Source organism: Pseudomonas sp. DTU12.1 (assembly GCF_009873475.1).
Lineage (GTDB): Bacteria > Pseudomonadota > Gammaproteobacteria > Pseudomonadales > Pseudomonadaceae > Aquipseudomonas > Aquipseudomonas proteolytica.
In genome coordinates this window covers 3,292,345-3,313,973 of record NZ_CP045254.1, presented here as the reverse complement: position 1 = coordinate 3,313,973, position 21,629 = coordinate 3,292,345, and the positions used below count along the sequence as shown (strand labels likewise).

11 protein-coding genes are annotated in these 21,629 nt (G+C 61.7%); 5 read left to right on the top strand and 6 right to left on the bottom strand.

All coding sequences use genetic code 11. The features are described from left to right. Nucleotide 1: 1 nt before the first annotated feature. On the top strand, nucleotides 2-565 hold the full coding sequence (locus tag GDV60_RS14285; protein WP_071609994.1) for a GNAT family N-acetyltransferase: 564 nt from the start codon (nucleotides 2-4) through the stop codon (nucleotides 563-565). 196 nt (nucleotides 566-761) lie between these two features. Here the strand turns inward: GDV60_RS14285 and GDV60_RS14280 are convergent, their stop codons facing one another. Together GDV60_RS14280 and GDV60_RS14275 are read right to left on the bottom strand one after the other, a co-directional pair. Beyond that, a complete protein-coding gene (locus GDV60_RS14280; protein ID WP_159907786.1) occupies nucleotides 762-1,661 on the bottom strand; it encodes a LysR substrate-binding domain-containing protein in 900 nt (299 codons plus the stop codon). 92 nt (nucleotides 1,662-1,753) lie between these two features. Then, complete coding sequence (locus GDV60_RS14275; protein ID WP_029291392.1) at nucleotides 1,754-1,978, bottom strand: hypothetical protein; 225 nt, start codon at nucleotides 1,976-1,978, stop codon at nucleotides 1,754-1,756. Nucleotides 1,979-2,205: 227 nt separating this feature from the next. Between GDV60_RS14275 and GDV60_RS14270 the strand changes: the two genes are divergently transcribed. Next, nucleotides 2,206-2,763 (top strand): NADPH-dependent FMN reductase, encoded by a 558-nt coding sequence (locus tag GDV60_RS14270; RefSeq protein ID WP_104912449.1) that lies wholly within the window; start codon nucleotides 2,206-2,208, stop codon nucleotides 2,761-2,763. Nucleotides 2,764-2,847: 84 nt separating this feature from the next. Here the strand turns inward: GDV60_RS14270 and GDV60_RS14265 are convergent, their stop codons facing one another. Both GDV60_RS14265 and GDV60_RS14260 read right to left on the bottom strand, forming a co-directional pair. Continuing rightward, complete coding sequence (locus GDV60_RS14265) at nucleotides 2,848-3,342, bottom strand: DUF934 domain-containing protein (RefSeq protein ID WP_029291397.1); 495 nt, start codon at nucleotides 3,340-3,342, stop codon at nucleotides 2,848-2,850. Continuing rightward, the gene (locus GDV60_RS14260) at nucleotides 3,326-4,984 is read right to left on the bottom strand and encodes a nitrite/sulfite reductase (RefSeq protein WP_029291399.1); all 1,659 of its coding nucleotides are present in this window, start codon (nucleotides 4,982-4,984) and stop codon (nucleotides 3,326-3,328) included. The genes GDV60_RS14265 and GDV60_RS14260 overlap by 17 nt, the downstream gene beginning before the upstream one ends. A 452-nt stretch (nucleotides 4,985-5,436) precedes the next feature. Here GDV60_RS14260 and GDV60_RS14255 point away from each other — a divergent pair, with 452 nt between their 5' ends. Next, on the top strand, nucleotides 5,437-6,516 hold the full coding sequence (locus tag GDV60_RS14255; protein ID WP_159907784.1) for an ABC transporter substrate-binding protein: 1,080 nt from the start codon (nucleotides 5,437-5,439) through the stop codon (nucleotides 6,514-6,516). A gap of 4 nt (nucleotides 6,517-6,520) precedes the next feature. Here the strand turns inward: GDV60_RS14255 and GDV60_RS14250 are convergent, their stop codons facing one another. Then, a complete protein-coding gene (locus GDV60_RS14250; RefSeq protein WP_029291403.1) occupies nucleotides 6,521-6,736 on the bottom strand; it encodes a DUF2970 domain-containing protein in 216 nt (71 codons plus the stop codon). A 132-nt stretch (nucleotides 6,737-6,868) separates the two neighbouring features. Between GDV60_RS14250 and GDV60_RS14245 the strand changes: the two genes are divergently transcribed. Further along, nucleotides 6,869-13,978 (top strand): NEL-type E3 ubiquitin ligase domain-containing protein, encoded by a 7,110-nt coding sequence (locus GDV60_RS14245; protein ID WP_159907781.1) that lies wholly within the window; start codon nucleotides 6,869-6,871, stop codon nucleotides 13,976-13,978. 1,415 nt (nucleotides 13,979-15,393) lie between these two features. Here GDV60_RS14245 and metH read toward each other — a convergent pair. Next, nucleotides 15,394-19,104, bottom strand: a complete 3,711-nt coding sequence (metH, locus tag GDV60_RS14240; protein ID WP_159907778.1) for a methionine synthase — start codon at nucleotides 19,102-19,104, stop codon at nucleotides 15,394-15,396. A 165-nt stretch (nucleotides 19,105-19,269) separates the two neighbouring features. Here metH and GDV60_RS14235 point away from each other — a divergent pair, with 165 nt between their 5' ends. Next, complete coding sequence (locus tag GDV60_RS14235; RefSeq protein ID WP_159907776.1) at nucleotides 19,270-21,561, top strand: fatty acid cis/trans isomerase; 2,292 nt, start codon at nucleotides 19,270-19,272, stop codon at nucleotides 21,559-21,561. Nucleotides 21,562-21,629: the final 68 nt, after the last annotated feature.

The following is a 21,629-nucleotide window of genomic DNA, read 5'->3' as shown; positions in this document are numbered from 1 at the left end:
TATGCAAGCTGTAATGAATCCGAAGTACCCGGGGCTCAGTGTGCGAGTCGCCGACGAGGGATTTGACGCCTACGTGTGGGGCAATGATTTCAGCTTCGAGGTGTGCACGTATGGCACGCCGGAGTTGGGCAAGCCTGTTGACCAGTGGGCGGTGGAGCAGATATTGCCGTACCGCAAATGCTACGGCATCGATCCCGAGGAGTTCGCCAGTTACCGCAATGCCACCGACAGTGCGGTATTCATGGCGTACCTGGATGATCGGCCGGTTGGGCATATTGTTGTCAGCACCAATTGGAACGGCTTTGCCCATGTCGATGAACTGGCGGTGGTGCTCCCGGCCCGTCGGCATGGCGTGGCCAAGGCTTTGCTTGATGTTGCGCAATTCTGGAGCCGCAAGAAAAACCTGCCGGGGATGATGCTGGAGACGCAGAACAATAATCTGGGGGCGTGCCGGCTGTACGAACGCAGCGGCTATGTGATGGGCGGCATCGACCACCTGCGCTATCGCGGGATTGATCCGCAGACCCGTGAGGTGGCGATTTTCTGGTATCGGCTGTTCCACTGACCAGGCGCAGGTGGTGGCTATGGGTCTTTTATGGCGCTTTTTGTGGAGAGGGGGCTTGTCCCCCGCTGGGCTGCGCAGCAGCCCCAATAAGACCGCCGCGGTTTATCAGGCAGGCCGCATAGCCAGAATTTGGGGCTGCTTTGCAGCCCAGCGGGGGACAAGCCCCCTCGCCACAACTGGCTCCACAACTCCACACCTAATTGATCGGGGACAGCAGGGCCTGTGCCTTCTGCGTGACAATCTCCAGCAACGCATTCAGCGCAGGGCTCGGGATGCTGTCCTTGACCGTCAACCCGTACAAACTCACCAGGATCGGTGGTGACAATGGGCAAGTATCCAGCCCGGCTTCCCGTGCGCCACTGGCGGTGAAGGGGTCGACCACTGCCAACCCTTCGCCAGCTTCGACCATGCTGCGCATCATCTGGTAGGTCTGCACCCGTGTCTGGATCACCGGCAACGGCCGCAGCGCTTGCAGCTTGCTGTCCAGCAACTGACTCAACGGGTCTTGCCCCTCCAGGCCGATCATTGCCTGGCCGGCCAGTTCTTGCAGGGCGATGTATTTTTGCCGTGGCTTGAGCCAGCCATGGGGCGCCAGCAACTGCAGCTTGCCCTGGCCCAATAGGGTGCTGGTGATTTGCGGGTGTTCAGGGTCATGCAGGCTCAGCCCCAGGTCCGCCTCGTGCAGCAGCAGGCTCCTGACGATGTCGCGTGTCGGTTGGCTGGACAGGTTGCAGGGCGTGTCCTGGAAGCGGCGGCGCAACAACGCGATGCTTTGCGGCAATAGCTGGTTGGCCAAAGGCGGGGTACAGAGCGTGCGCAGCGGCGGGGCATGGTGGTGCTTGAGGCTGCTGGCCAGGCGCTGTATGGGTTCCAGTGCTTCGTAGAGGTGGGCGATCTGCGCCTGCATGGCCAGGGTTTCACGGGTGGCCTGCAACCGCCCGCGGACGCTGGCAAACAGCATGAAGCCCAACTGTTGTTCAGCGTCCCTCAGGGTAGCGTCCACATCGGACACAGCCAGTTGCAACCATTCGGCGGCCGTGCCGAGGTGTCCGGTCTGCAAAATGGCTTGAATCACTTCGATATGACGTAAACGCATGCATGAAGTCCATGTTCAGCAGGTAAGGGATTCACCGGGTGAATCCTAACCCAAGTCCGCTCATATGACTTCTGCCTGGAGGCACAGCCTTGTCAAACAGGCATGTTTTCAGGCTCGCGGGTCAGGGATACCTGCGACTGAACCAAAACGAAGGTGTTCTCATCGACCTTGTTGACCCGGTCGCCAATCGCCAGCTTGTAGGAAATTACCGGTTCTGAACCGTCGCCTGACGAGGTGGACTCCTGGAATTCATGCACGGAATAAACGCGACCTTCCGCGTCACGAGCATGGAATTGTCCGACAAGTACTGCTGCCATCTGCTTAGAACCTCTGGAGAAAAACACCGATTTGCGGTTCTGTAGACCGTCATTAAGGCGGGTAGTTTACCTACATCAAAAAAATACTATTCGTTGATGTTCCGCTTATTTTTCCTACGGGCCAACGATGGGGCCAAACCGCTGCCGATTGAGCAAAACCTGCTGGTGATAGGCCGGCGAAGGCTCTATAACTACAGGTTCCTTTAGTCAGATGTCGGGAAAGCCCCATGAGCAAGGTCTATACGATTGCCGTACTGGTCGGCAGCTTGAGAAAAGAGTCGATCAACCGCAAGGTCGCCTTGGCATTGGCACAGTTGGCGCCGGCCAACCTCAAGCTCAACATCGTCGAAATCGGCGAATTGGCGCTCTATAACGAAGACCTTGATGGTGCAACGCCACCTGCGGCCTACACCACGTTCCGCCAGCAGGTGGCGGCGGCCGATGGAGTGCTGTTTGTCACCCCTGAATACAACCGTTCGGTGCCGGCAGCCCTGAAAAATGCCATTGATGTCGGCTCGCGCCCCTACGGCCAGAGCGCCTGGAACGGAAAGCCGGGGGCGGTCATCAGTGTTTCGCCGGGAGCCATTGGAGGCTTCGGCGCCAATCATCATTTGCGCCAGTCCCTGGTGTTTCTGAATGTGCCTTGCATGCAGCAGCCGGAAGCCTACCTCGGAGGCGCGGGCAGTGCGTTCGATGAGTCGGGCAAACTGTCGGAGAAAACCAAACCGTTCCTGCAGGCGTTTATCGATGCCTATGGCCATTGGGTCGCACAGCACAAGGGCTGACGCACACAACGGCGCCTCTCGGAGCCCATAAAAAAACCGAAACTTGCGATGCCAGGTTTCGGTTTTTTTGTTTCCCGTCAGGGCTTAGCGACGACGGAACAGCGGCAGCGGTTCGTCGGTTGCGGCCTGGTACGTCACCGAGAAGTCCTTGAGGCTTTCCAGCGCTTCGTACGGGTCTTTGTCGGCGCGCAAGGCGTAGGCATCGAAACCGCAGCGGTGCAGGTAGAACAGCTGGTCGCGCAGCACATCGCCAATCGCCCGCAGTTCGCCTTTATAACCATAGCGGTCACGCAGCAGGCGCGCGTTGGAGTAGTTGCGCCCGTCGGTGAAGGCCGGGAAGTTCAGGGCGATGACTTGGAAGTGCTGCACGTCATCACCGATTTCTTCGGCTTCTTCATCGGCGTCCAGCCACACACCCAGGCCGCCATCGCGGGCCTTGAGGGCGTGACCATGCTCACGCCACAGGGCCAACGGTACGATCAGGTCGTCGCAGTTGGAGATGCCATCGAACGTCGCGTCCTTGGGCAGCAGGTGCCAGGTTTCGTCGACGACTTCGTTGTTCTTAATGATTCGCTGCATAGACGCGCTCCTTGAACAGGTCAATGCCGATGCGCTGGTAGGTGTCGATGAAGCGCTCATCTTCGGTGCGCTGTTCGACGTAGACGTCGATCAGCTTGCCGATCACCTCGGGCATGGCTTCCTGGGCGAAGGATGGGCCGAGGATCTTGCCCAGGCTCGCATCACGGCTGGCGCTGCCACCCAGGGACACTTGGTAGAATTCTTCGCCTTTCTTGTCCACCCCCAGGATGCCGATATGGCCAACGTGGTGGTGACCACAGGCGTTCATGCAGCCAGAGATGTTCAAGTCCAGCTCGCCGATGTCGAACAGGTAGTCCAGGTCGTCGAAACGGCGTTGGATCGACTCGGCAATGGGAATTGACTTGGCGTTGGCCAGGGAGCAGAAGTCGCCGCCCGGGCAGCAGATGATATCGGTCAACAGGCCGATGTTCGGCGTAGCGAAACCGCCTTCGCGCAGCTCGCCCCACAGGGTGAACAGTTGGCTCTGCTCAACGTCCGCAAGGATGATGTTCTGCTCGTGGGAGGTGCGCAGTTGGCCAAAGCTGTAGCGGTCGGCCAGGTCGGCGACGGCGTCCAGTTGCTTGTCGGTGATATCGCCAGGCGCCACGCCGGTGGGCTTGAGTGACAAGGTCACCGCCACATAGCCCGGCTGCTTGTGCGCCAGGGTGTTGCGGGTCCGCCAGCGGGCAAAGCCGGGGTGCTGCTGGTCGAGTGCGGTCAACTCGGCGTCCTGGTTGCCCAGGGCCTTGTAGTCCGGGTCGACGAAGTGCTTGGCCACGCGATGCACTTCGGCTTCGGTCAGGGTGGTCTGGCCGCCGCGCAGGTGTTCCATCTCGGCGTCGACCTTCTGGGCAAATACCTCTGGAGTGAGGGCCTTGACCAGGATCTTGATGCGCGCCTTGTACTTGTTGTCACGACGGCCATAGCGGTTGTACACACGCAGGATGGCGTCGAGGTAGCTCAACAGGTCTTGCCAGGGCAGGAATTCATTGATGAACGCGCCAACTACCGGGGTCCGACCGAGGCCGCCACCCACCAGGACGCGGAAGCCCAGTTCGCCGGCGGCGTTGTACACCGGCTCCAGGCCGATATCGTGGACTTCGATCGCGGCGCGGTCGGAAGTCGAGCCGTTGATGGCGATCTTGAACTTGCGCGGCAGATAGGCAAATTCTGGGTGGAACGTAGTCCACTGACGAACAATCTCGCACCACGGACGCGGGTCGATCACTTCATCGGCGGCAACGCCGGCGAACTGGTCGGTGGTCACGTTGCGCAAGCAGTTACCGCTGGTCTGAATGGCGTGCATCTGCACGGTGGCCAATTCAGCCAGGATGTCTGGCACGTCTTCCAGGGCCGGCCAGTTGAACTGTACGTTCTGGCGGGTACTGATGTGGGCGTAGCCCTTGTCGAAGTCGCGGGCAATCTTGGCCATCATGCGCGTCTGGCGCGAGGTCAACTGGCCGTAAGGCACGGCCACCCGCAGCATCGGCGCAAAGCGCTGAACATAAAGGCCATTTTGCAGGCGCAGAGGGCGGAACTCTTCTTCGCTCAGTTCACCTGCCAGATAGCGTCGGGTCTGATCACGGAACTGCTTGACGCGGTCCTCGATGATGCGCTGATCGTATTCGTCGTATACGTACATATAGGTCCTGTTCTCGGCAAATCTGCGCGCACGGCCGCGCACTCCCAACGGAGCCGGCGCACGATACCAGCTTGCGTTTATGCGCAAAAGTGATGTTTTAGTATATGCAAAGAACCAAATCGACTAATGAGAACGTTTATCGCGATACCCCCATTTGTCATAAGGGCAATCATCGACTTTACTGTGGTCGAGTCTTAGTGCAATCACCTATAAAACCGACAAGAGGCGATGCGATGAGCAATCCAATCAAAGCCCGTAAAACCGACAGTACCGTGGACGCCTGGGCGATTCTGTTTCTGATTATCCTGGTGGTTTCAACCGCCGTATTCTGGGTCAGCCATCAATAACCGGCGCTGATCCCTGCGAAGCTGTCCGATCTGCCGGTAAATAGCCAAGATCAAAAGGCTCGTTGCCATTATCATGATCGGTCAATTTCCGGGGCTTGGGCTGTAATGTTGAAGGTTCTCTGCGGGTGCGTGTGGTGGGTGGGAATGACGTTCGGGGCGATGGCCCATGCCACGTCAGTGGTGTTTCTCAACCCGGGAATGTCCACTGAAGCCTTCTGGGTCAGTTACGCGCAATTCATGCAGGCTGCGGCCAAGGACCTCGGTCTGGATTTGCGTGTGCGCTATTCAGAGCGTGATCCGCAAAATACCCTGCAGCAGGCCCGCGAAGCATTGCAGGGGCCGCAGCGCCCGGATTACCTGGTGCTGGTCAACGAGCAATACATTGCCCCGCAGATCCTGCGCATGGCCCAGGGCAGCACGGTCAAGTTATTGATCGTCAACAACGCGCTGACGCCGGACCAGGCGCAACTGCTGGACGCGGGCAAATACCCCAACCTGCTGGGCAGCATGGTCGCCAATGACGAGGAGGGCGGCTACCTGATGTTCACGGAGTTATTGCGCCAATACGGTCCGGTCCCGGCGGGCACGACCCTCGACGTGCTGGCGTTTTCCGGCGCCAAGAACACCCCCACCGCGCAACTGCGTGAACAGGGCCTGCAGCGTGCCCTGCGCGAACACCCCCAAGTGCATCTGCGCCAACTGGTCTACGGCGAGTGGAAGCGGGAGCGCGCGTTTGAACAGGCCATCCAAATGTTCAAGCGCTACCCGCGCACCGCGCTCGTCTGGTCGGCCAATGATGAAATGGCCCTGGGCGCAATGCAGGCGCTCAAGGCCAGTGGGCGCACGCCCGGCAAGGACGTATTGTTCAGCGCGGTCAACAGCTCGCCCGACGTCCTGCGAGCGCGTCTCGACGGGCAGCTCAGCGCCCTGGTCGCCGGGCATTTCACGGTCGGTGGCTGGGCGATGGTGCTGCTGCATGATGATGCACGGGGCGTGGATATCCAGCGCCATGGCGGGCGCGAGCGCCAGGTGAAGCTGTTTCAGGTGATCGCCGAGCCACAGGCTCAACGCTTGCTCGACAGGGCGGGCCGCGAGGGCGAGGGCGTGGACTTTCGCGCGCTGTCGGCCCAGGGCAAGGCTGCGACCTATCAGTATCCCTTCAGCATGCAGAGCGTGCTGCACTGAACCCCTAGACCCCGGCCAGATGCACCACCAGCTTGACGATGGCAAACAGGGTCAGGGCAAACAGCACGGTAAACACAATCCCCAGCACCACAAAATGACTGGGCTTGCCATGGGTAAAGTCCCGGGCGCGGTTTTTCCCGCTCTGTACGCCGAACGCGGCGGCCATCACGCTATGCAGCATCTGCCAGAAGGTCGGCGGTTTGTTGTCGGGGGCATCCATAGGTCCTCCTGCTGGGGTGGGTACGTGGGCGACTCCACAGAGAATAGCCAACCCCCCGGGAATGTGCAGACGTAGTTACCGCCGCGATTTCCAGTGAGCGTGGTGTGCTGTGGCTTTTCCTGGAGCCGCACCATGACCGACTCTCCTGTATTGCCCCCAACCCCCAGCATCCACGGGCGGTTGTTGAAGACACGTACGCCGCAATGGCTGATCGACGCCACCTCCCCACGCCGCGAGGCACTCAAGCGCAGCGATGCGCCTGTGCCGCCAGCCTACCGGCGCGCGCCCCCCGAGCAACGCCAGCGAGTGCGCGACTGCATTGTCGCCAGCTTCACCGCGCAGACTGCCCTGGACAAGACGATGTCAGCCCTGCAGGACATAGAGACCTTTGCCCGGCCACTGCTGGTCAACGCCCTCAAAGATCAGTTCGGCGTGACGCTGGCCCCGCGGATCGAAACCTGGCTGAGCCTGCGCAAATCACTGCAAGTGACTCACTTCAACGTGGACACGCTGGCCTATGACTTTCTGAAACTGGAACTGCTGCAAGCGGCGCTGCATAACTTTGAGGAAGCCGAGTGCGAGCAGGGCGCGTTTCACCCGTCATCGGGTTTCAAGTGGCAAGTACCGACGCGTGGTGTATCACCCCAACATTCCTTGTTGCCGTTGCGCATGCGAGGCCTTGAAGTCCATCAGTTCATGAGCATGTGCCGGACCCTGGACCTCGGCGGCCAGTACCGCAGTTACATCAGTAAATTCTTCAACCCCAGCGATGCCGCAGTCGAGACAACCCTGCGCCAACAGTTCATTGCCAGTCAAAAGACCGCGATGAGGGCGGCCGCCGAACTGGCCCTGGTGGGCGAGGACATAACCCACGACGACTACAACATGCTGCTGTCGGTGATCGATGGCGAGCGTTCGCCGCGCAATGGCGGCCAACCGGTATGGATCTGCGACCTGGGCCTGATGAAGCTGCGCATGACTGGGTGCGTGTTGTTTCTGGCTTTCGATCAGGCCCGCGCCCATTTCCCTATCTTGTACATCCCCCACGACCCCTATACCCCGCTCAAGCGCTACGCCTCCCTCGCGCAGATGCTGGAAACCCTCACACAGCGCCTGATCACGCCGGGCTCGGCGTCAACCCGCGTGACCCGCCCGACGGATTACCAACGGTTCTTCAGTCAGTTCGTTGACGACGCCGATCGCCCTCACTATTTCAGCGAGTTCACCGAGGATGCTGCCGATGCGACCTTGCTGGAAAAAATCGGTTCTAACTTTGCTGGTCTTGGGCAGACATACGAACTGATCAGCAAACTGACGCCATTCACCGTGAACAATCTGCCGGCCATGCCGGTAGCGCCGCAGGTCCCGAACCCGCAGCCTCATCTGGCACCTATAGCGCTGGCGTTAAAAGGCCAGGTGCATGGCAGCGACAAGGTCGATCTGTGGAGCTATTTGTATGAACAGCACCGGCAAAAATGCATCGCTGATGCAGCCAGTCGTGCGGTGCCCACAGCCGATGTCGACGCCAGGGTGCGTAAACGCAAACTGGCGATGCTGCTGAATGTGGGGCTGTTTGGGTTCAGCACAATTGCGGGGTTCGTGCCGGTGCTGGGGGAGGTCATGATGGCGGTGATGGTCGAGCAACTGTTGAGCGAGGTGATCGAGGCCGCGCAGGATTGGAGTGAAGGCGACCGCAAGGCCGCCAAGGCGCATATCATCGATCTGGCGCAAAACCTGGCCTTGATCGGGCTGACGGCGGCGGGTGGTGCCGCTTTGAGTCGGCTCAGGCCTGAGCCGGTAATCGAGGGCCTGGTGCCGGTGCAGTTGCCCAACGCCAAGGTACGCCTGTGGAAACCTGACCTGGGCCCCTACAAGCAGGCCGACAGCGTTGTTGCCGGGAACACGCCCAATGCCTTGGGGCAATACACGGTCGGCAACCGGCATTACGTGCGTATCGATAACGGCTTCTACGAGAAGGCCTTTGACCCGCAGCTGAAAAAATGGCGCATCCAACATCCCCATGACCCCATGGCCTATCAGCCGGTCCTTGAACACAACGGGCTGGGCGCCTGGCGCCATCGTCATGAGTCGCCCCTGGCGTGGGACCGCCTGACCTTGCTGCGGCGCCTGGGGCACATCACTGATAGCTTCGCGGATGAGACCTTGAGGGTTATTGGCGAGGTCAGCGGCGTTGATGACGACGTGTTGCGCAAGGTACACATGGATGGTTTGCCAGTACCTGCGGCGCTGGCCGATACCCTGGAGCAGTTCCAGGTCGATCAGGAGGTCGAAGCGCTGATTGGCCGGCTGCGCCGTGGTGACGGGTTGGACAGCCGCGATACCTACGCCGTGCCCCTTGCGCTTGAAATGCGCGGCTGGCCACGGGGGCGGGTGGTGGAAGTGTTTGAACAGGCTGCTGTAGATCTTCCTGCCGTTGAAGAGCGGCAGTCGTTGTCAGATTTGGGCGAAGCACAGGCGCGTTACCTGCTCGGCACGCCTGATCGTCGAAACCTACATGGCGTGCCCCTGAGCGATGAGTGGGGCGGCCCCACCGTCACCGCGCCGAAGCCCACTGGCCGCTCTGTGCGTTATGGCAGTCCGGCGTCAGCCGACGACCTTCGGCCCACCCTGAAAATCACCCGTGCCGACCTACTGCAAGGCAGGCTCGCCCAAGCGGTGCTGGCGGGCCTGGACGAGCAGGAAACGGCCGCTTTGTTAGGCACTGCGTCAAATACAGGCGAGCTGACCAGGGCGCAGCGCTTCAATGAGCGCCTCGCCGAGCATGCCCTGCACAGGCAACAGGCGCTGTTTGACGCCCTGCTGCGCGCCAAGGGGCCGCACCCCGCCGATACAGGGTTACTGGCGCGCCGGTTTCCCACGCTGACCCACCGCGCCCGCAGTGAGGTGCTGAACCGCGCCAGCCCGCAGGAACTGACCAACCTGCACCACCACGCCCGGGTCAGTGCCCGTCTTGATCACCTGGCCCGTACCGCGGTGCAACAGAGCCGGGTGAGCCGTGCGATCAGTGGGCTGCATCGCCAACGGCTTGCCAGCCCTGACAGCGACCGCTTGGCCTTGCATGGCCTGGAGCGCCTGCCGGGTTGGCCCCAGTGCCTGCGTCTTGAGTTGCGCCTGGACAGTCATCGCGGGCCCCTGGTGGACAGCATCGGGGATGCCGACGCCGCCGTGCGCCGCTACCTGGTCAAGCACGGCGATCACTTCCAGGCCTTTGATGCCGCAGGCAACGCGCTCAATAGCGCCGACGCCCCAGGGCGTAACTTCTTCCCGTCGATCCTTGCTGCGCTGCCCGATGACACCCGCCAGGCGTTGGCGCTGACGGGGCAGGGCACGGACTTGCAGACGCTGTTGGCGACTTACGCCAGGGCGCATCGGCAGATCGTCGCCGAGCAGCTTCTGAAGCTGCGCGCCCCCAGGTCCCGGCCTTCGCTACGCCTGCAGCGCGGGCGCCTGGGCTATGCGTTGTCCGGTCGCGGCCCGCTGCTGGGCATGGATGAGTATTTGATTGTCCTGGCTCGGGGTGTCTATCCGAACTTGGCGGACGATGAGGTCCTGGGGTTCATCGAGGCCCGCCGACGCGACGGCGAAAGCGAGCGGAAAATCGCCCTGTTGTTTGCCAACCGACAGCGCGAATTGACGACCTTGCGCGCGACGCTGGAGCAATGGGCAGGGGATGATGCGGCGCGCCTGCCCGCCGTGAACGATGTCATTGACTGTTGGCGCCAGGGCCTGGATCGGGAGCGCGCCCCCCACGCCACATTGAATCTGCGCGCGGATCAGGTGCTGCCTGAGTGGGAGGCGGACTTTTCCCATGTGCAGACCCTGAACTTGTCGGGGGCGCGCTTGCTGGCCGAAGAGCCAACACAACTACTGCGACCGTTTCCCCGTGTGCAGCAATTGGAGTTGTACGTGAGCCCCGAGCAACTCGAGGCCGTTACCCAGCGCCTGGCGGACGTTTCAGGCCTCACGGCCGTGTCGATCACCGGCCCGGAACTGACCTACACCCCGCAAGCGCTACGGCCCCTTGAGCGCATGACCGGCCTCCAGCAACTGTCCCTGGTCGGTAGCTTGCCGGCCCTGGACCTCAGTGGCCTGACCTCATTACGCCGCTTGAGCGTATCCGGCACGCTGTCTGCCTGGCCTCAAGGGCTATTGGCACTTGAGCACCTGGAGTTTGTGGATTTCACAGGCACGCCGCTGCGTAACGTGCCGCCCGAAATGTTTGCCGGGCACCATCGCCTGTGGCGGGGCTTGCACATGAATTGGTCGGAATACCAACCCCAGGATTTCATGAGGGTGTATGAGCACCTGCATGACAACCCGGCCCACCTGGTGGATGAACAGCGCCTGGTGCAAACCTATTGCGAGGGGGCCTTGTCCGGCTTGAAAGATGGCGACCAGGGCTTTGTCGATAAAGTCCTCGCCGGGTTCAGGGCCCAGGGCCTGAGCGCGCGTCAACGCTTGGATCGGGTCAATACCTTGCGCAAGGAATACCGCGAGTTGTTCGAGGTGCTGGAGCAATGGTCGGATCACGAGTCCAGTGTCGGTAGAGTGGAGGTCGAGCGTCAGGTGGCGACTGAAAAAATCCTCGATTGCTGGCGCCACGGGCTGCAGCCGCGTTTGGTGACCGACGGCGAGTTGCCTGCCATGGGCGCGCACCTGGATCTGTCCGGCGCCACACTGGTCGATTTGCCACGGTTGCCTGCCCCTGGGTTCAGCCATGTGCGCAGCCTGGACCTGAGTGATATAGGCGTCTCATTGGAAGGCATCGATGGCTGGATCGGCCAATTCGCCCAGCTCGACACATTGAGCCTGGCCCGAAACAATCTGGCCGAACTGCCGTCAGTGCTTGCGCAATGCCCATCCCTGCGCCATTTGGACCTTTCCCATAACTGGCTGGTCGTCAGCCCGACGATACAGGCCCAGGTCAGCCAACTGACGGGGCTGGTGTCGCTGCGCCTATCGTACAACCCGATCCGCAGCCTGGATGTCAGTGACCTGCATGACCTGCACACTCTGGACCTGAGCCACAGTGCGCTCGACGAGTGGCCGCAAGGGGTGCTGGAACTGACGTCGTTGCAACGTCTGGATCTGAGTTACAGCGCCGTGACCGGTATCCCCGAGGCGGCCTTGAGCGGGCATGACCCCTTGTTGCTCAACACCCACCTGCGGGGTTGCCGCCTCGACATGGCGACGCGCGCCGAGGCGCGGCTTTTTGCGCGCAGGTACCCAGCAACCCGGCTGGACCCCCCCCTGGGTATCCCCCGCGACCTTCTTGCCCAGGGGCTGACGGGGGGCAAGCCCGAATATTTTCCCGAAGATGCCTTGCGCCGTCCTGAGCTGCTGGTGGCGCTGCCCACGGCGTCCGCTGCCGACGCGGTGCAGTTAGCGCCAAGCGCCCGCTTGCAACGGCTGGCCCCAGCCCTGGATGACCTGCAGGCGGCGGCTCGCATAGACGAGCTGCACAGCCATGGCCTGGATGCGCAGCAGGTCCACGCCCGCCTGGATGAATGGGAAGCGCAATACGCGCAATGGGTGTCGCTGCTCAACGACTGGATGGATGTTCACGGCTATTTGGACGGCAGTTGGGTCAGTGCCCTGGATCGCCGCCGGGCGGCGGATCGCCTGTTGGAGAGTTGGCGGCACACCCTGCGCGCCACACCGCCCGCACCTGGGCTGGATGGCGTGCAATTGCTGGACTTTTCCCAGCTCTCGTTGGGGGATCTGCCCACGTTGCCTGACTATTTTGCGCATGTCAGCGAACTGAACCTGAGCCGAATCCGGCTTACCGCCCAGGGCTCCAATGGGTTTCTGCGGGCCTTTACCCATGTGCGTAAATTGACCCTGAGCCACAACGGCTTGCGCGCCATACCCGATGCCATCGCTGAGTTTCGGGGGCTGCGACACCTGGATATGGCCAGCAATGAACTGCAGACCACGGCGCCACTGTCGGAGCTGGGCGAACTGGAGTGGCTGGACTTGAGCGAAAACCTGTTGACCGAGGTGGAACTGGGCGGCCTGGCCCGGCTGAATACACTGTATCTGCAGCACAACCTGCTGGACGATTGGCCCATGGCGGTCCTGGAACTGCGACACCTACGCAGCCTGAACTTGCAAGACAACTGGATCGAGAACCTGCCGGAGGCGGCACTCGCACTCCAGTATCGGCAACTGCTGGCGGGGACCAGTTTGTCAGGCAACCGCCTTGAGCAAGCTGCCTGTGAGCGCCTACAGGTCTATCTAGCCCAGACCGGCAGCGGCCTGGGCTTTTCCACCGAGCAACTCGACGCCATGATCCGCAGCTATCAGGAACGCGACGAACTGGCTGCTTTCGACTCCCCGGATTACTCCCTCAATCATCCCGACATCGAAACGCCCCAGGAGCAGAAAGCTCGCTGGTTTGGCGGTGTCGCGCCGTATTCGTCAAAGCACCGGCTGTGGCAGCAACTGTTCGCCCAGGAAGGCAGTGGCGACTTTTTCTTCACGCTCTCGCAATTGCGCAATACCGAGGACTTTCTTGAGACGCCAGCGGACCTGACGCAACGGGTGTGGGCGCTGCTGGAGGCGATGGATAAAAAACCGTCCCTGCGCCGCGATCTGTTTGCCCGGGCCACGGCGCTGATGCCCGAGGTGACCTGTGGGGATGGCCGCATCCTGATGTTCAATGAGCTGGAAACCCGTGCCCTGGAGTTCGATGCACTGACCCTTGCTGAAAAGGGACAGGACGGGGCCACACTGTTGAAATTTGCCCGCAGCATGCTGCGCCTGGAGGCTGTGGAAGAGATTGCCCAGGCCACTATCGAAAGCCGCGAGGACATTGACCCAGCAGAGATTCGCCTGGCCTTGCGCATCGGTCTTGCCCAGCGTCTGGAGCTGCCGCGGCAACCGTTGAGCATGCTGTACAGCGAGTTATCGGAAGTGACCACGGCCGATCTGGACAGCGCCTTTGCCGCGGTGCTGGAACGTGAGTGCACCTCGACGTTCGAGGAAAAGCTGGTGGGGCTGGAGTATTGGCTCAATTACCTGAAGCAGAAGTACGCCGCTGATTTTTCGGCGTTGGCCCAGGAGGTGGAGCAAAAGGCCGAAGCCTTGGAAGAGCGCTATCCCGACAATGGTTCGGACTACTTGCGCGACTATGCTGCGTTGGGAACCTGGAGCAAAGAGCAGCGCACGGCCCTGGCGATCCGCCTGACCCGGCAGGAGCGACAGGCGCTGAACCTCTAAGCGGCCAAGGAAAGCCGTGACCCGGCACTGGTTTTTTGTGGCGAGCGGGCTTGCCCCGCGCTGGGTGGCGAAGCCGCCCCAACACCCTCACCACGTTCTACCAGATACACCGAGGGGAATGGTTTTGGGTCTGCTGCGCAGCCCAGCGGGGGACAAGCCCCCTTGCCACAGAGGTCTATGCAGCACCCTGGAACTCGCTGCCAACACTGGCTTTTTTGTGGCGAGCGGGCTTGCCCCGCGCTGGGCGGCAAAGCCGTCCCAACAGCCTCACCAAGTTCTACCAGATACACCGAGGGGAATGGTTTTGGGCCTGCTGCGCAGCCCAGCGGGGGACAAGCCCCCTTGCCACAGAGGTCTATGCAGCACCCTGGAACTCGCTGCCAACACTGGTTTTTTTGTGGCGAGCGGGCTTGCCCCGCGCTGGGCGGCAAAGCCGCCCCCAACACCCTCACCAAGTTCTACCAGATACACCGAGGGGAATGGTTTTGGGTCTGCTGCGCAGCCCAACAGGGCACAAGCCCCCTTGCCACAGAGGTCTATGCAGCACCCTGGAACTCGCTGCCAACACTGGCTTTTTTGTGGCGAGCGGGCTTGCCCCGCGCTGGGCGGCAAAGCCGCCCCAACACCCTCACCACGTTCTACCAGATACACCGAGGGGGCTGGTTTTGGGTCTGCTGCGCAGCCCAGCGGGGGACAAGCCCCCTTGCCACAGAGGTCTATGCAGCACCCTGGAACTCGCTGCCACCACTGGGTTTTCTTGTGGCGAGCGGGCTTGCCCCGCGCTGGGCGGCAAAGCCGCCCCAACACCCTCACCACGTTCTACCAGATACACCGAGGGGGCTGGTTTTGGGTCTGCTACGCAGCCCAGCGGGGGACAAGCCCCCTTGCCACAGGGGGGGCAGCACCCTGGAACTCGCTGCCAACACTGGCTTTTCTTGTGGCGAGCGGGCTTGCCCCGCGCTGGGCGGCAAAGCCGCCCCAATAGCCTCACCACGTTCAGCCAGATACACCGAGGGGGCTGGTTTTGGGTCTGCTGCGCAGCCCAGCGGGGGACAAGCCCCCTTGCCACAGAGGGCTATGCAGCAGCCTGGAACTCGCTGCCCACCACTGGCTTTTCTTGTGGCGAGCGGGCTTGCCCCGCGCTGGGCGGCAACGCCGCCCCAACACCCTCACCACGTTCTACCAGATACACCGAGGGGGCTGGTTTTGGGTCTGCTACGCAGCCCAGCGGGGGACAAGCCCCCTTGCCACAGAGGGCTTTGCAGCAGCCTGCAACCTGCTGCCCACCACTGGCTTTTTTGTGGCGAGCGGGCTTGCCCCGCGCTGGGCGGCAAAGCCGCCCCAATAGCCTCACCAAGTCCTGCCAGATACACCGAGGGGGCTTGTCCCTCTAGCCAGAGGGACCCATGCAGCCCTTAGTTGTCGTATCCCAGGTTCGGCGCCAGCCAGCGTTCGGTCACGCTCAGGTCTTGCGCTTTGCGTGCGGTGTAGCTCGTCACCTGGTCCTTGTCGATCTTGCCCACGGCGAAGTACTGCGCCTGCGGGTGGGCGAAGTACCAGCCGCTGACCGCCGCTGCCGGGAACATCGCGTAGTGCTCGGTGAGGAACACACCGCTGCGCCCAGCGTGCATTTCGCGGGCCTCAGGGTCCAGCAACTGGAACAATTGGGCCTTCTCGGTGTGATCCGGGCACGCCGGGTAGCCTGGGGCAGGGCGGATGCCGCTGTACTGCTCTTTGATCAGAGCCTCGTTATCCAGCGCTTCGTCCTTGGCGTAACCCCAGTAGTCCTTACGCACCTGCTGGTGCAGCCACTCGGCGCAGGCCTCGGCCAGGCGGTCGGCCAGGGCCTTGACCATGATCGAGTTGTAGTCGTCGCCCGCATCCTGGTAGGCCTTGGCCACCTCTTCGGCGCCGATGCCGGCGGTGGTGATAAACCCGCCGATGTAGTCGGTCACGCCGCTGTCCTTGGGCGCCACAAAGTCGGCCAGGGAGAAGTTCGGCTTGCCGTCGGTCTTGATGATCTGCTGGCGCAGGTGGTGCAACTTGGCAATCGGCTGGCCATCATCGCCGTACACTTCCAGGTCATCGTCCTGCACCTGGTTGGTCGGCCAGAAGCCGAACACCGCGCGGGCGCTGATGAGTTTTTCGTCGATCAGCTTCTTGAGCATCTCCTGGGCGTCGGCGTACAGCGCGGTGGCGGCTTCACCCACGACTTCATCGGTGAGGATGCGCGGGAATTTGCCGGCCAGATCCCAGGAAATAAAGAACGGCGTCCAGTCGATGTATTCGGCCAGGACCTTGAGGTCGATATTGTCCAGCACCTTGGCCCCGGTAAACGTCGGCTTGACCGGGGTGTAGGTGCCCCAGTCGAACTGGGGCTTCTTCGCGATGGCCGCCGCGTAGCTCAGGCGCTCGGTGCGGGCGCTGCGGTTCGAAGTGCGCTCACGCACGTCGATGTATTCCAGGCGGGTCTTCTCGACAAAGCCGGCCTTGAGTTCCTTGGACAGCAACTGTGTGGCCACGCCCACCGCACGCGAGGCGTCGGTCACGTAGATCACCGCATCGTTGCTGTACTTGGGTTCGATCTTCACCGCCGTATGCGCCTTGGAGGTGGTGGCGCCGCCGATCATCAATGGCAGGTGGAAGTCCTGGCGCTGCATTTCGCGGGCCACGTGCACCATCTCATCCAGGGACGGCGTGATCAGCCCCGACAGGCCGATGATGTCGCACTTCTGCTCCTTGGCCACCTGCAGGATTTTTTCCGCCGGTACCATCACGCCCAGGTCGACGATGTCGTAGCCGTTGCAACCGAGTACCACACCGACAATGTTCTTGCCGATATCGTGCACGTCACCCTTGACCGTGGCCATGAGGATCTTGCCCTTGGCTTCCGGCTTGTCGCCCTTTTCAAGTTCAATGAACGGGATCAGGTGAGCCACGGCCTGCTTCATCACCCGGGCGGACTTGACCACCTGGGGCAGGAACATTTTGCCGGCGCCGAACAGGTCGCCGACGATGTTCATGCCGGACATCAGCGGGCCCTCGATCACCTCGATCGGGCGCGCGAAGGACAGCCGCGACTCTTCAGTGTCTTCGACGATATGGGTAGTGATGCCCTTGACCAGTGCGTGTTCCAGGCGCTTGTTGACGTCCCAGACACGCCATTCCTCGGTCTCGGCTTCCTTGACGCTGCCATCACCCTTGTACTTGTCGGCGATAGCGAGGAGGGCATCGGTGCCTTCCGGCGTGCGGTTGAGTACCACGTCTTCGACAGCGTCGCGCAACTCGGCGGGGATCTGGTCGTAGATCTCCAACTGGCCGGCGTTGACGATGCCCATGGTCAAGCCGTTGCGGATCGCATACAGCAGGAACACCGAGTGGATCGCCTCGCGCACCGGGTTGTTGCCACGGAACGAGAACGACACGTTGGACACGCCGCCCGAGGTCAGCGCGTAGGGCAGCTCATCGCGGATATAGGCACAGGCGTTGATAAAGTCCACGGCGTAGTTGTTGTGCTCTTCGATACCGGTGGCCACGGCGAAGATGTTCGGGTCGAAGATAATGTCTTGCGGCGGGAAGCCCACCTCATTGACCAGGATGTCGTAGGAGCGCTTGCAGATTTCTTTCTTGCGCGCCTCGGTGTCGGCCTGGCCGGCTTCGTCGAACGCCATCACCACCACCGCCGCGCCGTAGCGCTTGCACAGCTTGGCGTGATGGATGAACTGCTCGACGCCTTCCTTCATGCTGATGGAGTTGACGATGCCCTTGCCCTGGATGCATTTGAGGCCGGCCTCGATCACTTCCCACTTGGAGGAGTCGATCATGATCGGTACCCGCGAGATATCCGGTTCGCCAGCAATCAGATTGAGGAAGGTCACCATGGCCTTCTTCGAATCGAGCATGCCCTCGTCCATGTTGATATCGATCACCTGAGCGCCGGCTTCCACCTGCTGCAGGGCAACTTCCAGGGCTTCGGTGTAGTTGTCTTCGCGGATCAGCCGGGCGAACTTGGCCGAGCCGGTGATGTTGGTACGCTCGCCGACGTTGACGAACAACGACTGGCGATCGATGGTAAACGGCTCCAGGCCCGACAGGCGGCAAGCCTTGGGAATGTCCGGGATCGGGCGCGGCGCGTAGCCGGCCACGGCCTTGGCGATGGCTTCGATATGCCCCGGCGTGGTGCCGCAGCAGCCGCCGACGATATTGAGGAAGCCACTCTGGGCAAACTCTTCGATGACCTTGGCGGTTTCCGAGGGCAACTCGTCGTACTCGCCGAATTCGTTGGGCAGGCCGGCGTTGGGGTGGGCGGACACGTAGGTGTCGGCCTTGTTCGACAGCTCTTCGAGGTACGGCCGCAACTCACTGGCGCCCAGGGCGCAGTTCAAACCCACGGAAATCGGTTTGGCGTGTGCGATGGAGTTCCAGAACGCCTCGGTGGTCTGGCCCGACAGGGTGCGCCCGGAGGCGTCGGTGATGGTCCCGGAAATCATGATCGGCAGCTCGACGCCAAGCTCTTCATATACGCCTTGTACGGCGAAGATTGCAGCCTTGGCGTTGAGGGTGTCGAAGATGGTTTCGATGAGGATCATGTCCGCACCGCCTTCGATCAGGCCTTTGGTGGCCTCGGTGTAGTTCTCCACCAGTTCATCGAAGGTGACGTTGCGGTAGCCGGGGTTGTTCACGTCGGGCGACAGCGAGCAGGTACGGCTGGTCGGGCCGAGCACGCCGGCGACAAAGCGCGGTTTGTCCGGGGTCTCGAGGGTCTTGGCGTCGGCGACTTTACGCGCCAGGCGCGCGCCTTCCAGGTTCAGCTCATAGGCCAGCGCCTCCATGCCGTAGTCGGCCTGGGACACCTGGGTGGCGTTGAAGGTGTTGGTTTCGAGGATATCGGCGCCGGCATCCAGGTACGCCTTCTCGATCCCGCCGATCACGTCCGGGCGGGTCAGGATCAACAGGTCGTTATTGCCCTTGACGTCACTTGGCCAGTCGGCAAAGCGTTTGCCGCGGTAGTCCTCTTCCTCCAGCTTGTAGCTCTGGATCATCGTGCCCATGCCGCCATCGAGGATCAGGATGCGTTCCTTGAGGGCTTGCTGGAGGGCTTGCAGGCGAGTGCTACGATCGGACATGGGACTACTCTAATCAGGCATTACGGAGGGCGTGGATCATAGCAAACCTGTGCGCTTTTAGAGCATGCCCTGGTTTTGCATGAATATCGCTCATGTTGATGGGGTGCCGACATCGGTAGAATCGCGGCAATTTTTCAGCGCACGCATTGAATCGGGACCGGATAGATGTCACTTCGCCTCATTACCAGCGCCGCCTTGGCGCTGGTCGCCTGTATCGCACAGGCCAACGGACCCGCCCCGGCGATTTCCTATACCCGCGACATTCAACCGATCTTCACCGAGAAATGCGTGGCTTGCCATGCCTGCTATGACTCTGCCTGCCAGCTCAACCTGGGCAGTGGCGAAGGCGCGGCACGCGGCGCAAGCAAGGCGCCGGTGTATGACGGCGAGCGCAGCCAGGCGTCGCAGCCGACCCGGTTGTTTTATGACGCCTTTGGCAAGGCCGCCTGGCAACGCCAGGGCTTTGCCTCGGTACTGGATGCCCAGGGCACCCAGGCTGCGATGATGGCGCGCATGCTGGAGCTGGGCCATAACACCTCCCTGGCACCCAATGCCAAGTTGCCCGATGACATTGTGCTGGGCCTGAACCGCCAGAACATGTGCCCGCTGCCGGGGGAGTTCGACGCCTACGCAGGCGCGCATCCCAAGGAAGGCATGCCCCTGGCCGTCACTGGGCTGACCGACCAGCAATACCAGACCCTGCAACGCTGGCTCGCGTCCGGCGCGCCGATTGATGAGCAAGGCCTGGCGCCCAATGCCCAGGAAGCCTTGCAGGTGCAGCAATGGGAAAACCTGCTGAACCAGCCCGGTGCCCGCGAAAGCCTGGTGGCGCGCTGGTTGTTCGAGCATTTGTTCCTTGCCCACATCTATTTCGAAGGCGGTGAGCCGGGGCATTACTTCCAATGGGTGCGCTCGCGTACGCCCAGCGGCCAGCCGATCGACCTGATCAACACCCGTCGCCCCAATGACGACCCGGGCACCCAGGTGTACTACCGCCTGTGGCCGGTACAAGGGGTGATCGTGCACAAGACCCACATTACCTACCCGTTCAGCGCGGCGAAGATGGCGCGGATCAAGTCGCTGTTCTACAGCGGCGACTGGCAGGCCATGGCGCTGCCGGGCTACGGCCCTGGCCGCCGGGCCAACCCGTTCGAAACCTTCGAGGCGATCCCGGCCAAGGCGCGCTACCAGTTCATGCTCGATAACGCCGAATACTTTGTGCGCACCTTTATCCGTGGGCCGGTGTGCCGGGGGCAGATTGCCACGGATGTGATCCGCGACAACTTCTGGACCCTGTTCCAGGATCCGGACCACGACCTGTACATCACCGATGCCCGTTATCGCGGCCAGGCCACGCCTTTGCTGGCGATGCCGGGGCAGAACGATGACGTGGGCAGTGTGCTGAGCCTGTGGCTGGCCTACCGCGACAAACGCAATCAATACGAAGCCCTGCGCCGCGACAACTACGCTGACTTACCGGCGCCTGGCTGGCCGAGCCTGTGGACAGGCAATGACAACGCCTTGCTGAGCATCTTCCGCCATTTTGATAGCGCCTCGGTGACCAAGGGCTTGATTGGCGATGTGCCGCAGACGATGTGGTTGTTCGATTTCCCGTTGCTGGAGCGCACCTATTACCAGTTGGCGGTCAACTTCGACGTATTCGGCAACGTCTCGCACCAGGCCCAGACCCGCCTGTATTTCGACCTGATCCGCAATGGCGCCGAACAGAACTTCCTGCGCTTGATGCCGGCGGATTCGCGCGATGGATACCTGGATGACTGGTACCAGAACAGCGGCAAGGTCAAGCTGTGGCTGGACTATGAAGCCATCGACAACGACAAACCAACGGGCCTGAAGCTGGATGAAAAGGACCCGAAACGCGACTTTGCCAACCAGTTGCTCGCCCGTTATGGCAATTTGAACGCCAGCCCCGACCCGATCAACCGCTGTATCAGCGCCTATTGCTCGCGTCCCGGTATCGATCCGCAACTGCGCGATGCCGAACAGACCCTCAGCCGCCTGACTTCCAGGCCGGCGGCCGGGCTCAAGGTGATCGAGCAATTGCCGGAAGCCACCTTGCTGCGCATCCAAACCCGCAGTGGCAAGCGCGAGGTCTACAGCCTGCTGCGCAACCGTGCCCACAGCAACGTGGCGTTTATGCTGGGCGAGGCCTATCGCTACCAGCCGGGCCTGGATACCCTGACGATCTACCCAGGCGTACTCAGCAGCTACCCCAACTTCATCTTCAACGTGCCGGCCGAGGATGTGCCTGAGTTCGTCGAGGACATGGAGTTGGCCAGGGATACCAAGCGTTTTGAGCGGATTGTCGAGCGCTGGGGCATCCGCCGCAGTCACCCGCAGTTCTGGGAGTACTTCCACGATCTGTCGCAGTACCTCCACGAAACCACGCCGGTGGAAGAGGGTGTGCTGGATATGAACCGCTACGAGAACCTGTAGAGGTGGATTTGCCCGACAAAAATACTAGGACTTTGTGCCGCCGAGGCGATTGGCGTAAACTGCCGGCA